The 12,438-nt window shown below is 76.1% G+C and carries 12 protein-coding genes and 1 tRNA gene; 3 read left to right on the top strand and 10 right to left on the bottom strand.

The annotated features are described in order from the left end of the window. Nucleotides 1–141: 141 nt before the first annotated feature. Nucleotides 142–441: a YciI family protein gene (locus ACZ5WK_RS35740; RefSeq protein WP_396322363.1), complete on the bottom strand. Its 300-nt coding sequence runs from the start codon at nt 439–441 to the stop codon at nt 142–144. A gap of 159 nt (nt 442–600) precedes the next feature. Here ACZ5WK_RS35740 and ACZ5WK_RS35745 point away from each other — a divergent pair, with 159 nt between their 5' ends. Beyond that, the gene (locus ACZ5WK_RS35745; RefSeq protein ID WP_465553967.1) at nt 601–903 is read left to right on the top strand and encodes a cupin domain-containing protein; all 303 of its coding nucleotides are present in this window, start codon (nt 601–603) and stop codon (nt 901–903) included. Nucleotides 904–952: 49 nt separating this feature from the next. On the opposite strand, the gene ACZ5WK_RS35750 is transcribed toward ACZ5WK_RS35745, so the two are convergent. Further along, nucleotides 953–1,033: transfer RNA gene (locus tag ACZ5WK_RS35750), tRNA-Tyr, on the bottom strand. 287 nt (nt 1,034–1,320) lie between these two features. Between ACZ5WK_RS35750 and ACZ5WK_RS35755 the strand changes: the two genes are divergently transcribed. Next, nucleotides 1,321–1,632 (top strand): hypothetical protein, encoded by a 312-nt coding sequence (locus ACZ5WK_RS35755; RefSeq protein WP_465553969.1) that lies wholly within the window; start codon nt 1,321–1,323, stop codon nt 1,630–1,632. 103 nt (nt 1,633–1,735) lie between these two features. Here ACZ5WK_RS35755 and ACZ5WK_RS35760 read toward each other — a convergent pair whose 3' ends face one another. Further along, complete coding sequence (locus tag ACZ5WK_RS35760; protein ID WP_465553971.1) at nt 1,736–2,677, bottom strand: hypothetical protein; 942 nt, start codon at nt 2,675–2,677, stop codon at nt 1,736–1,738. Next, nucleotides 2,677–3,042, bottom strand: coding sequence for a sigma factor-like helix-turn-helix DNA-binding protein (locus tag ACZ5WK_RS35765; RefSeq protein ID WP_465553973.1), 366 nt, complete (start codon nt 3,040–3,042; stop codon nt 2,677–2,679). The genes ACZ5WK_RS35760 and ACZ5WK_RS35765 overlap by 1 nt, the downstream gene beginning before the upstream one ends. Nucleotides 3,043–3,271: 229 nt before the next feature. On the opposite strand from ACZ5WK_RS35765, the gene ACZ5WK_RS35770 reads away from it, so the two are divergent. Further along, nucleotides 3,272–4,336, top strand: coding sequence for an NAD(P)-dependent oxidoreductase (locus tag ACZ5WK_RS35770; protein ID WP_465553975.1), 1,065 nt, complete (start codon nt 3,272–3,274; stop codon nt 4,334–4,336). 57 nt (nt 4,337–4,393) lie between these two features. Here ACZ5WK_RS35770 and ACZ5WK_RS35775 read toward each other — a convergent pair whose 3' ends face one another. From ACZ5WK_RS35775 to ACZ5WK_RS35800, 6 genes are all read right to left on the bottom strand, one after another. Further along, a complete protein-coding gene (locus ACZ5WK_RS35775; protein WP_465553987.1) occupies nt 4,394–4,834 on the bottom strand; it encodes a carboxymuconolactone decarboxylase family protein in 441 nt (146 codons plus the stop codon). A 332-nt stretch (nt 4,835–5,166) separates the two neighbouring features. Then, on the bottom strand, nt 5,167–8,094 hold the full coding sequence (locus ACZ5WK_RS35780; RefSeq protein ID WP_465553977.1) for a bpX6 domain-containing protein: 2,928 nt from the start codon (nt 8,092–8,094) through the stop codon (nt 5,167–5,169). Beyond that, the gene (locus ACZ5WK_RS35785) at nt 8,091–9,836 is read right to left on the bottom strand and encodes a hypothetical protein (RefSeq protein WP_465553979.1); all 1,746 of its coding nucleotides are present in this window, start codon (nt 9,834–9,836) and stop codon (nt 8,091–8,093) included. The genes ACZ5WK_RS35780 and ACZ5WK_RS35785 overlap by 4 nt, the downstream gene beginning before the upstream one ends. Continuing rightward, nucleotides 9,833–10,327 (bottom strand): bpX5 domain-containing protein, encoded by a 495-nt coding sequence (locus ACZ5WK_RS35790; protein ID WP_465553981.1) that lies wholly within the window; start codon nt 10,325–10,327, stop codon nt 9,833–9,835. Before ACZ5WK_RS35790 ends, ACZ5WK_RS35785 begins: the two co-directional genes overlap by 4 nt. Further along, nucleotides 10,324–11,547, bottom strand: a complete 1,224-nt coding sequence (locus ACZ5WK_RS35795; RefSeq protein ID WP_465553983.1) for an AAA family ATPase — start codon at nt 11,545–11,547, stop codon at nt 10,324–10,326. The genes ACZ5WK_RS35790 and ACZ5WK_RS35795 overlap by 4 nt, the downstream gene beginning before the upstream one ends. 78 nt (nt 11,548–11,625) lie before the next feature. After that, nucleotides 11,626–12,150: a DUF4240 domain-containing protein gene (locus tag ACZ5WK_RS35800; RefSeq protein ID WP_465553985.1), complete on the bottom strand. Its 525-nt coding sequence runs from the start codon at nt 12,148–12,150 to the stop codon at nt 11,626–11,628. Nucleotides 12,151–12,438: the final 288 nt, after the last annotated feature.

Here is a 12,438-nt window from a genome sequence, read left to right on the forward strand (position 1 = left end):
CTCACAGGGGCGGCCAGGGGGCCGGCGATCGAAACTCAGGGCTCGGAGCTCAGGGCTCTGAGCTCAGGCTCCGGGCTCACGGCGGGCAGGCTCAGGCGGGCAGGCTCGGGGCTCGAACGGGCAGGGCTCGAACGGCAGGGCTCAGGCGGGCAGGGTTTCGCGGAAGGAGTCCAGGGCCGGAGCGGTGTTGGTGGCCACGAACTCCGTGACCGTGTACGCGGCCAGGCCCGCCAGGACGAAGGGGTCGCTGCCGGTGATCTCCTCGATCGCCGCCCGGTCGGCGCCCGCGGCGAGGATGACACCCCCCTCGCGGGGCACCTTGCGGCCGGAGGCGAGGAAGGCCCCGGCCGCGTAGTGCGCCTTCAGCCACTCCAGGTGCTCGGAGAGCACGGCGTCGATACGGTCCAGGGGCGCGGTGTAGGTCAGATCCAGAACGAACATGTGCCCCAGGCTAACCGCCCGTTCCGAGGCACCGTCAGCCACCCTGGCACTGCGGGATTTTACCGAACGGTCGACCAACCGGGCCCGCCGCGCGGCTAGCGTTCACGGCATCCCCGACAACCACCGGGCGCGGGCAGACCGCGCAGGAAGAGGTGTGCCATGAGCAGGATCGACGTCCCCGGAGCCGCGGCGGCGCTGCCGCGGGCATGGAGCTCCCGCGTCCTGGGCCGGGTGGGCCCGACGGCGGTCAAGGTGCTGCGGATGGACGAGCTGCCGGTCGCGGAGGAGCGGCACGACGTGACCGAGGTGCTGCTCGTCCTCGACGGCCGGATGGAGCTGCTCGTGGACGGCGCCTCCGTGCCGGTGGGGACCGGCGAGATGTACGTCGTCCCGGCGGGTGTCCCGCACGCGGTCGCAGCGGGGAGCCGGGGCACTCTGGTGATCGTGGAGACCGAGGGCTGAACCGCCCGGACCGCGTGCCCGGGTGGCGGACACCCGGGCACGCGCGAGGTGGGCGAGGAACGGATTCGAACCGTCACAGCCGAAGCGGGGGCTTTACGGACCCTTGGGCTCACCGGTGCCCAGCTCGCCCTCGACGTCTTCACCCTGTCCCCGGCCGCCCACCCGCCACAACAGGGTTTCCGGCCACCGCCGTCAGGTCCGCAGCAGCGTGTCAGGCTCAATCATGCCCGGTCAGCGGCCGTTTCGGTAGGACTCGGGACACGTCCGATTCTCCTTGCCCCGGGTACGGCGCCGGCCGCAGACTCGTCCGCATCCACTCCCCCGGCCCCCGTGCCGGCACCCGTCCGCGGGCGCCGTCGCGCGCGGCGTGCTGCCCAGCCGCCGGGAGGAGACGGCGAATCGAGGGGGAAACAGGGCATGAACGGTGTGAACCAGGACGCGGTGCTGCGGGCGCGGATGATGCTGCTCACCACCAACCGGCGGGTGCTGCGCGGGCCGAACGCGCTGTCGGTGTACCGGCTGCTGACGACGGTCGCGCCCGAGGTGTACGGGTCCAAGCTGGCCTACGTGCTGGTCGAGGCGGCCGGCTCGCCCGCGGTGCGCGAACTGCCGCAGGCCCGGCGGGCATTGCTGGACGAGGCGGTCGCGGTGGCGCAGGCGCTGGAGCCGCGGAACCCGTTCCGGGCCAAGGTGCTCGCCCGGGCCCTGACGGCCCGCCGGGCCGTGTAGCCCCGCCCGGCCCCGACCGGCCCAGGTCGGCCCAGGTCGGCCTGGGCCGGTCGGCCGTCCGTCACCTGCGTCTCCGGCCGCGCCCTCCCCGGCCGGCGTCGCGTCAGGTGATGTTCAGCGTGAGCTCCGCGGTGTGCAGCTGTCCGGCGGTCTGGAACTGCAGGAATACCCGCCAGCTCCCGGCCTCGTCGAACATGGCCTGGAAGGTCAGCGTCGGACCGCCGTGGTCGCCGTCGACCTCGTTCGCCGGGTGGAGATGGGCCAGCGCCTGGTCGCCCTCGTGGAAGGCGGTGAGGTGGGCGTAGCTGTCCAGGTACGGCTGGAGGTCGGTGACGGGCTCGCCGTCCTTTCCGACGGTGGCGGTGAGCTGGTGGGCACCGGCCTTCGGCTCGCTCCGGAGGGTGACGGTGTAGCCGTCGACCGTGGTGCTGCCGACCGGGGCGGGGAGCGGCACCGCGGCGGCCGCGCCGGGCACGGTCACGGTGCGGCTGAGGACGAGCTCGCTGCCCTTGCGGGGGCCGCTGTCCGGGATGAACGACGTGTACAGCCGCCAGTCTCCCGGGGCGAGGGCCGCGAGGTCCGCGGTCCACGTGCCGTCGGCAGCCATCACCGGGTGCAGATGCTGGAATCCGGTGAGATCGGAGCGGATCGCGTAGAAGTGCAGCTTCTTCGTCTGGTGCACGGCGAAGTCGGTGACCGGCCGACCGTCCGGGCCCGTGATGGTGAACCGGTAGCCCACGGTCCGGTCTGCGGGCAGGGCGGCGGCCTCGGGGTCCAGGCGGTAGCCGTCCCGTTCGGCGGCGAGGCCCCGGGCGGTCGCGGGCATGTCCGGCATCCCCTGCATCCCCTGCATCCCCTGCATGGCCGGCATGGCCGGGGCCGCCGCGCCGGGCGTCATGGCCATCGCACCGTGGCCCGTGGCCGGCATGCCCTCATGCCCGGAGTGCGACGACGAACCGCATGCGACGAGCCCGACGAACAGCAGAACCGGCACACAGGACGCCAGCGCCCAGCCGCGGGAGAACGAACGATGAGGAGCGGGCATCAGCAGGTCTTTCCCGTGACAGCGCGCCGCGAGGAGCGCATGGATGAGCGGTGACAGACAGGAGATCCGTGAGGGCCGCCGGGATAACCAAAAGTTCGGGGACGGCGCACGGGCGCCCGCGCCCACTTTCTGGCGCGGGCGAAGATCTGCCGGCAGTTCGCCTCGGACTTGCCGACGATCCTCGCCACGTCCGGGTAGCCGTGCCCGAAGGCCTCACGCAGCATGAACACGGCCCGTTCCACCGGCGAGAGGGCCTCCATGAGCACGAGGAACGCCATCGACAGCGAGTCGGCCAGCTCGGCGTGCTCGGCCCGCCCCGGGCGGTCGGCGGACACGACGACCGGCTCGGGCAGCCAGTCGCCCACGTAGATCTCCCGCCGCACCCGCGCCGAACCCAGGTGGTTGATTCCCAGTCTGGTCACCGACGTGGCCAGGTACGCCTTCGGGTCGGCGATCGCCGTCCCCGCCTGCTGCGCCCGGGTCAGGCCGCGTCGACGTCGGGCACCCCGGGGCGCATTCCGTAAGAGCCACTACTATCATTCATGCCTTACCTCATGGGGCGCTCGGCTCCGGATGCCCCGAAGGGAGTACCCCATGCACCAGCCCCGGGTCCTGCTGCTCGACGCGGCCCCCGGCGACCTGCTCGACCGGGAGCTGGCGCGGTTGGTCGGCCACGGGCTGGCCGTCACCCTCAACCTCCGCCGGGTGGCCGACCACACGGCGGTGCGCGCCGCGTGGGCGGGCCGGGTCGGGTTCACCGACTTCGACGCCTTCGACGAGTCCGCCCTGATCGCCGAGACCGTCCGGGGAGGCCTCGGCCACGACGCCGTCAAGTCCCGGGGCGGGGTGCCGCTGCGTGCCGCCTTCCTGGACGCGGCGACCGGCCCCGCGCTCGCCCACCGGCTCCGGGCGGTCGGCCGGGCCGGGGCCGGCACCGACCACGTCGACCTGGCCGCCGCCGCCCGCCACGGCGTCACCGTCACCCACACCCCGGGCTCCAACGCGAACGCGGTCGCCGAGTTCGCCCTGGCCCAGCTCCTCACCCTGACCCGCGACCTGTCCGCCCACAACGAGGCCGCACACCGGGGCAGTTGGCGCACCCCGGCCGGACCGGCGGTGGAGCTGTCGGAGCTGACCCTCGGCATCCTCGGCCTGGGCCGGATCGGCCGGGCCCTGGCCGCACGGGCGACCGCCCTCGGCATGGACGTCCAGGCCCTCTCACGCGGCCCGGCCGAGGCCCCGGTGCGCAGCGCCCCCACCCTCGCCGCACTCCTGGCCGGCAGCGACGTCGTCTCCCTGCACCTGCCGCTCACCCCGCAGACCCGCGGGCTGATCGGCCGGGCGGAGCTGGCACTCATGCGGCCGGGGTCGGTCCTGCTGAACACCGCCCGCGGCGGCATCGTCGACGAACAGGCCCTGGCGGATGCGCTCCGCGACCCCGCGCACCCGCTCGCGGCGGCCGCCGTCGACACCTTCGCCCATGAGCACGCCGCCTTCGCCTCGCCGCTCTTCGGCCTGCCGAACGCCCTGCTCACCCCGCACGTCGCCGGGATGACGCGGGGCGCGATGGCCACCGCCGCCCTGCGGTGCGCGAACCACCTCGCCGCCCTGCTCGCCGGCCGTCCGGACGGCGTCCCGGTGGTGGGCGTCGGCCGGTAGCCGGCGGCCCGTGCCCCCAGCGCCGTTCGGTTCCGGGGGGTCGGCCGCGCGGCGGTGTCACCAGGTGGTGCCGACGGGCTGGCGGGTGGTGGCGTTGAGGCGGTTGAAGAAGTTGCTCAGGCTGATCCAGAGGAGCAGCGAGGCCAGCTGCCGCTCGTCGAAGTGGGCGGCCGCCGCGCCCCAGACGTCGTCCGGTACGAGGGCCCGGTCGGCGAGGCGGGTGACGTGCTCGGCCAGCTCCAGGGCCGCGCGCTCGGCGTCGGTGAAGTAGGGCGCCTCCCGCCACGCGGCGACGGCGTGCAGGCGCTCGTCGGTCTCGCCGTTCCTCTTCGCGCTCGCCACGCCGCTGACGACGCAGTAGCTGCAGCCGTTGATCTGGCTGGCGCGCAGGTGGACGAGTTCGAGGGTCGACTCGGGTACGCCGCCCTTCTTCGCGGCCTTCATCACGCCCAGGATCGCGGGCAGCGCCTCGGGGATGACAACGGCGGGGTTGGCCATGCGGGCGTCGTTCACAGCGGTGTCCTTCTCTCTCTGTTCCGTGGTGCTGTCATCTCTTTCGACGGGGCCGATCCCGCAGATGTGACAACCGGCGCGGAGAAATCCGAACACCTTGCGTGCCGGCCTCAGCCCGCCCGGCGGGCGGCGGCGAGCAGGTGGGCCAGGGCCAGTACGGCGAGCCCGGCGACCGGCACGAGGTAGCCGGCCGTCAGCACCCGTACCGGGCCGAAGCGGTCGGTGGCGTACCCCGAGGCGAGGTTGCCGCCGGCTCGCCGGGGCCGCCCCGCCCTTCGGCGCCCCGTGCTGAGCCGGGGCCGGGGGCGGGGCGCTCCTCACTCGGCGGTGACGCGCAGGTTGGCGAGGAGCGTGGCGCCGTCGGCGGAGGTGGCGAGGACGCGGCCGGAGCGGTGCCAGTGGGTGACCGCGCCGGCATGGCCGCGCAGGCCGACGTACGGCGGGTCGGCGTGCGGGAAGACGGCCGTGGCGGTGGGCTCGGCCGCCGGGGCGGCGCCCAGATGGACGAGGGCGCCGGTGCCGTCGGCCAGGGGGACGGTGAGCGCCCAGTGGTCACCGTCGGCGGTGGGGCCGTACGGAGCGAGACCGGCGACGGTCATCTCGGTGGCGGGGCCGGCGGACTCGTCCGTCCGGACGAGGGTGGTCCGGTCCGGGTGCTCCTGCACGTGTGCGGTGAGCAGGCCCTCGGCGGCGAGCGCCACCGAGACGCCGAGGTCGGTGGTGGCCTCGTCCAGGCGGAGCCGGGAGCGCAACTCCCAGCCGGGCAGGTCCCAGCGCCACAGTTCGGTGAGCGGCGAACCGTCGGGCAGGGCGGAGACCACGACGGCCGCGCAGCTGCCGGCCGTACGGGCGATCCGGCCCACCAGCCGCTGCCCGTCACCGAGTTCGCGCCAGACCACGGTGGGTCGTGGCGCCAGGGTGTCCAGGACGGCGATGCCGTCCTCGTCCTCCGTGATCAGGTGGCGGCCGTCGAAGGACGGGGCGATCTGCCGGACCCGCAGGGTGGCCCAGGGCCGGACGGCCCGGGTGGCGAGGTCGAGGCGGGCGATCTCGCGCACCCGTCCGTAGCCGGCCACCAGGAGCGCGCTGCCGCCGTGGTCGGCGAGGACCAGTTGGTCGGCGGGCACGTCCCAGCGGGCCTTGGTGCGGCCGTCGGCGGTCAGCAGCCGCACGCCCGCCTGGCCGCAGGCGACCAGCAGGGCGCCGGAGCCGAGCAGTGCCGCGTCCAGCACCGGCAGCGTGCCGGGCCGCTCGGCGGCGGTGTACGCGGGCGCGGCGCCGGCGGGACGGACGCTCTGCCGGGGCCGGGCCAGGTCGGCGGCGGCCAGCGGGTCGGCCCGCTTCAACAGCCGCTCGGCGAGGGCGCTTTCGGCCTTCCTGGCATGGACGCCGCCGAAGCCGCCGTCCCGTACGACGGCCCGGATGGCGGCGGTGGCGAGTTCACGGTCGGCGGCCGGGTCGGCGGCGGGCAGGTCCGCCAGGGCCGCTGCCAGCGCCGAGCGGCCGGTGGCGCGCGGGTCGCCGTCGCCGTCGAGGACGGCCAGGGCCAGCGCCCGGGTGGCCTCCCCCGCGCCGAGTGCCAGCAGGTACGGCAGCGCCCGGCCGCGGGCCGGGCCGCCGAGGGCGACCGCGTCACGCAGGTCGGCCGCGATCGTGGGCCGCAGCGCCTCGTCCGGCCAGGCGGCCTCGACGGCGCCGAGGCGGTCGCCGGCCTCCCGGCAGTGCGCGGCCCAGGCGGCACGCAGTTCGCGGGCGGCCTGCGGGTAGGTGGCGGTGAGGCGTTCGACGGCGGTGGCGAAGGCAGCCCGGCGGTGTGCGATCCGGACGGCGTGCTCGCGCTCGCCGGCCCGCCACCAGAGCCGGACCACCAGGTCGGCGGCCAGGTCCCGGCCCTCGGCGAGTTCGGCGGCCTGTGCGGTGCGGCCGTTGCGGATCAGCACGGCGACCGCCTCGGCCGGCGCGTTCAGCAGGTCGGCGAGGACGAACGCCGCCTCGTCGACCCGGCCTTCGCGCTCCAGCGCCTCCGCGGCGTGGCGGTAGAGGCCGGCGAGGTGCTCGTGGACGGTGGGGCCGGAGAGCGGGGACGCACCGCCCGCGCCGGCGGCCTTCGGAGTCGCCCGCAGCTCGCCCGTGTAGCGGCGGGGCAGGCCGAGGGAGAGCCAGGACTTCCCGCCGGCCGGCTTGGCCCGGGCGACCGGGACGGCGTCGCGCAGGGCGTCCTCCCAGCGGCGCTGTTCGAAGGCGCGGGTGAGTTCGTGCAGGTAGCGGGCGTGGCGGCCGCGCACCAGTCGGGCCGCCGGGGTGCGCATGGCCAGGCGTGCCAGCAGGCCGCCCAGCCGCGGGCGGCGGGCGCTCCGGGGCCGGCCGGGGGCCGGTGCGGCGGGGCTTGCGGCGCCGGCCGCCGGAGTGGTCTCGGTGGCTCCCACGCGGCCGCGGGCAGCAGCCAGCCCGACGGCGACCACGATGAGGAACCCGCCGGGGCGGAAGCTTCGGTCGGCCACGATCCCCACGAAGCTGGCCGCGGCCATGAGCATGGCGCCCAGCGTCAGGACCAGGGCGAGCCAGTACGCGGCCGGTCCGACCTTGGCCGCGAGGGTGCCCGGCCCGGACCGGACGGAGGACCGTCGGCGGGCTCCGGCCGGGGCATCCCCGGTGAGCCGGCGGGCCCGGGCGGCCAACCCCGGCCGGACGAAGGACCGTCGGCGGGCTCCGGCCGGGGCCTCCCCGGTGAGCCGGCGGGCCCGGGCGCTCGACGGACGAATGCCGGCGGCGGTCCGCAGGTCGGGCTGCGGTCGCTGCGGCACGGCCTCCTCGACCGGTTCGGCCACCGGCTCGGCGGCGGCACCGACCGGTCGCGGGCGGTGCAGGGCGACGCCGGTCGGGTCGAGCCAGTCCGACGGGTCCAACTCCGGCAGTTCGGAGATGCGGTGGGTGATCGTCAGACCGGCCGCGGTGAAGGCGAGCCGCCCGGCCCGAATCTCCTGCCGATCCGTGCCGACGGCGACCAGCGCACCACTCTCCGCACGCTCGACCGGAAGTCCCGGGGCCCGGTCGGCCCGGCTCTCCACGGCTGCGGCCAGCTTGAACAGCCAGCGTCCGTCCGGTAGTTCACGCAGCTCGGCGCCGTCCTGCCAGCGCGCCAGGACGCGGGCGGCTGCCTCGGCCGCGCCGATCACCGGCACGTCGAGGAGGTATCCGGAGGCGGTGACGGTGGCGCGGAAGGCCGCGGCGGGGGTGGCGGTCACTCGTCGCTCCCGATCAGGTGGTGGATCCGGCCGGTGTGTGCGTGGCCGACCACGATCCGACCCGGCCGGGTCTCGGCGGCGATCAGCGGCAGCGTCGGGTGGACGGCGGGCGGTGCGGTGCCGCCGGAGAAGCGGCTCAGGGTACGGACCCCGTCCGCGCGGACGGTGCGCACCAGACGTCCGCTGTGGGTACAGGTGACCAGCGCGGGCACCGCCTCGTGGTGGACCAGGCCGATCACCTCGGCGGGCTCGCGGAAGGAGATCCGGTGCTCCTCCCCCTGCCACGTCCCCACCTGCCGGTTCCGGCCCTGCCACGTCCGCACGTACCAGTTCCTGCCGTCCTCCGACCAGCCGACGGTGGCGCCGCTGTGCACGAGGTGACGGGCCCGGGCGGCCTCGCGCGGCAGGCTCCGGTCGTACAGCCGCGGCTCGCGGAAGCGGTTGAAATACTGCCGCCCCTCCACGCCCTGGCCGACCTCGCCGTCGTCGGCCACGGCACCGTCGGGCGCGATCCGCCACCAGCGGCCGGCCAACGGCAGCACCAGATCGTCCCCGTTGCGCAGCAGCGGCAGGACGGGGCGGGTGAGCTGCTCGGCCAGCCGGGCCCGGTCGAGCCCGAACGCGGCCGCCTCGGCGGTGAACCCGCCGGGCTCGCCGCCGCGACCGGAGAGCGGCCGGCCGCTGACGTAGGGGATCAGCCGGTCGCCGCGCACGTACAGGGCGATCAGCCGCCGGCCGATGCGCCCGGCGGCGACCACCGGGCCGTGCAGTTCGTGGCGCCGCGGCCGGACCGCGGTGACGGGACCGTCCTCACCGCTCGGCAGGTTGACGGCGAGCAGGGTGGAGGCGCGCTTTCCCCGGGCGATCAGGGTGCGGGCGTCGGTGGTGAAGGCGGGCAGCGCTGACCCGGTGCCCCCGGCCGGCCCGGTCGCCCCGTCCGGCAACGCGACGGCGGCCGGCGCTACGGCGCGTCGGAACTCGCTGCCGCGCAGCGCCCGGACGGCGATCTCCGCTGCGGGCAGCGGGAGTTCGGTGGCGGCGCCGTCGAGGCGGACGGTGACGTGGGTGGCTCCGTCGGCGGACCAGCGGGCCGGTTCGCTCGCCAGCACCCGGGCCCGGGCCGGGAGTTGCCCGGCGAGCCGGGGCGAGGTGAGCAGCCAGGCGTTGTCCTCGGCATCGAGGCCGGCCTGGGCCCGCCGGACGTCCTCGGTGGTGGGGTCGGCCGGCCGGCGGGCGGCCAGCCAGGCCGGCAGCAGCTCGGCGAGGTCGCCGGTGAGCAGGCGGCCGAACGGGTCGCCGAGCACGCCGACCGCCAGTTCGGTGCCGCGCGCGGCCGCCCGGCGGTGCAGGACGAGCAGCGCGGCGAGCTGGACCAGCCGGCCGGCCCCGGCCTGGGTGGGGCCGGTGTCGACGAGCGCGACGATCCGGCCGCGGGCGGCCGGAGTGCGGAATTCCGTCGCGTGGTGGAGGAGTTCGCCGTCCGCCAGGCGGCGCAGGAACTCGTCCGGGTAGGCGTCGGCGAGCAGCCACTCGGAGGGCAGCAGCCGGTCCGGCCGGCCCGCGCGGGTGAGGCCGCCGAGGCCGTCCGGGTCGCCGAGCACGTCGGCGACGGGCTCGCGCGCCCCGACCAGGGTGTCCAGGCGGCGCAGCAACGGGCCGAGGGCGACGGCGAGTTCGGGGCTGAGAGCGGAGAGGGTGGCGGCCCAGGGGGCGAGGGCGGCGGGCAGCCGGGTGGTCGTCATCGGTGCGCACTCCGGGTGTACGGCTCCAGCGCGTCCGGGGAGGCCACGGACGGGGGCGGGTCGGCGACCAGGGCATGGCCCGGGACGAGGACGCAGAGTCGGCCGTCCTCGGCGCCGAGCGCGCGGCGCCAGAGTGCGGCGGCCGGCCCGGGGCGGGCGGTGGTGGGGACCAGCAGGCCGGCGTCACGGCCGAGGTAGCGGGCGCCGTCGGCCCACGGCAGGTCGGCCTCGGAGCCCAGCACGAGCAGCGCGACCGCACCGAGCTCGGACAGCACACCAGCTGCGGCCACTGGGCCACCCGCGGTCGGCACGGCGTCCGCAGGCGGCGGGCCGTCGGCAAGAACGCCGAGGCGGGCGCCGTCGCGGAGCCGGTCCCGGGTGGCGGCGGCCAGTGCGGGCACCGCGTCGCCCAGGGCGAGCACGGCGGCGGCGGGCAGCGGGGGCTCACGGCGCTCCCACCGCAGCGGGAAGGCGGGCGGGGCCTGGGTCACGAGGGCGCGACCGCCGCAACCAGCTCGGCGCGTATGCCGGCCAGCGCGGCCGGCAGGTCGGCCGGGTCGAAGCCGGCGTCGATCTCCCGCAGCGCCGCCTCCAGCCGCAGCCGCGAGTCGCGACCGCCGGGCAGGCCACGGTGCTCGGCGAGCAGCGCGGTGCCGGTGCGGGCGAGCCGCTCCGCCCGGGCCGCCGTGCTGCGGGACAGCTCCTCGGCGGCGTGCACCAGGCTGCGGTTGGCGGCCTTCTCGATCAGGTCGGCGAGGGTGTCCCGGGCCAGCGCCTGGGCGTCGGCGGTCGGGGCGATCAGCGGCAGTACCCAGAGGTCGCGTACGGAGGCGGAGCTCCGGCCGTCGAGCACGGCGGCCGCGGCGACCAGCTTCTGCGAGCGCACCGCCCGCCGGTCGCTGACCGGCACCCCGGCCCCGCGCAGCCGGCGCAGCGCGGCGGCGAGCAGTGGGGTCACCTCGTCGAGGTCGCACGTGCGGGCGGCGGCGGCGAGCCGGTCCACGGCGCCGAGCAGGTCGCCGGGGTGAGCCGGGTCGGCGGCCGGGCGACGGCCGGCCTCCAGCAGCTCCTCCAGCCGGGCGTCGGCGACCGGCTCGACGAAGACCCGGGCCAGGAAGCGGTCGGCGAAGGCGGCGAGCGCGGGATCGTCCGGCAGGTGGTTGGCGGCGCCGACGCAGACCCGCAGCGGGCTGGCGAGGACGGTGCCGCCACGGCGGAATACCCGCTCGTTCAGCAGGCCGAGCAGCGTGTTGAGGACGGCGGTGGAGCCGAGGAACACCTCGTCCAGGAAGGCGATGTCGGCCTCGGGCAGCATCCCCGCGGTCTCGAACTCCACCCGCCCCTCGCGGAGTCGGCGCAGGTCGACCGGCCCGAACAGCTCGTTGGGCTCGGTGAACCGGCCGAGCAGGTACTCGAAGTAACGGCCGCCCAGCTGCCCGGCGACCCGCCGCACCGCCTCGGACTTGGCGGTGCCAGGCGCGCCGACGACCAGCAGGTGTTCACCGGCGACCGCACAGAGCGTCACGACCTCGGCCACCGTCTCACGGTCGATCATGCCCCGGCCTGCGGCGGCCACGGCGGCACCGACCAGTTCGGCGTCCCCCGCGGGGGCCGAAGGGCGGGTGGTGGCGGCCGGGTGGACGCCGGCGGTCGGGTGGACGCCGGCGGTCGGATGGACGCCGGCGGTCGGGTGGGTGCTGGTCTCGGTCACGAGCACCGGAGTCTACGGGGCCGCACCCGCGCCGACGAGCGGGTTTCCGGGTGGCCGGCCGCGCAGGGGCCGGACCGCTCAGTCGCCCCGCCCCGGCCAGCCGTCGCGGTTGGAGCAGGACTCGTAGTCGTAGCGCGTGAGCCGGTCCCACTCCTCCCCCGTCGCCCGCTCGTACGCCTCCTCGTGCACGTAGAGCAGCTCCTCGCACTGCCGCCCGGTGAACGGTGCGAACCGCTCCGGCTCGCCGAAGACGCTCTCGTACGTACGGCGGCCGGCGGCGACCACGGCGGCGCGCGCGTACAGGAAGCCGTCGTCCGACTGCGGGAAGGGCTCGCCGCCGGGCAGCTCCAGCCCGGCGACCGGCAGGGTGCCGAAACTCTCCTGGTCGATCCGGTACAGCGCCTCCGCGAGGCGCTCGCCGAAGCCGATGATCTGACCCACCGTTCCGGCGGCCAGCGCCTCGGTCAGCCGCTCGCAGCCGGCCTCGATGCCTGCACAGGTCGCGGTGCCGGCCTCACCGCCGAGCAGCTCGACCAGCTCCCAGAACCGCGCCCAGGTCATCGACGGCAGGTCGGTGGTGGTCGCTTCCGCAGTCGTGCCCATGCGTCCAGCCCTTCGTGGTGTGCGAATCGGCGGTCGTCCCGCCGGAGCAGACCCTGTCAGACGGTACCGACAACGCCGCAGGCCACAGGGCCCGCGGCCACGCCGGCCCCCGCTCTCGGGCACCGGGGCCGCCGTCCGGGGCGAGCGGGAAGACCCGTAGCCCGACGGCGCCGCCACCGGAGAGGATGCGTCCTTGACTTCCTCCCCCTCGTGAACGAGGGGGATTCCCCTCAGCCTCGCGGCTGAGCCGCTGCGCGTGTGCGCTGCGGTGGGGATGTTTCCTGCTTC

The organism is Kitasatospora sp. NPDC032757, assembly GCF_055579305.1.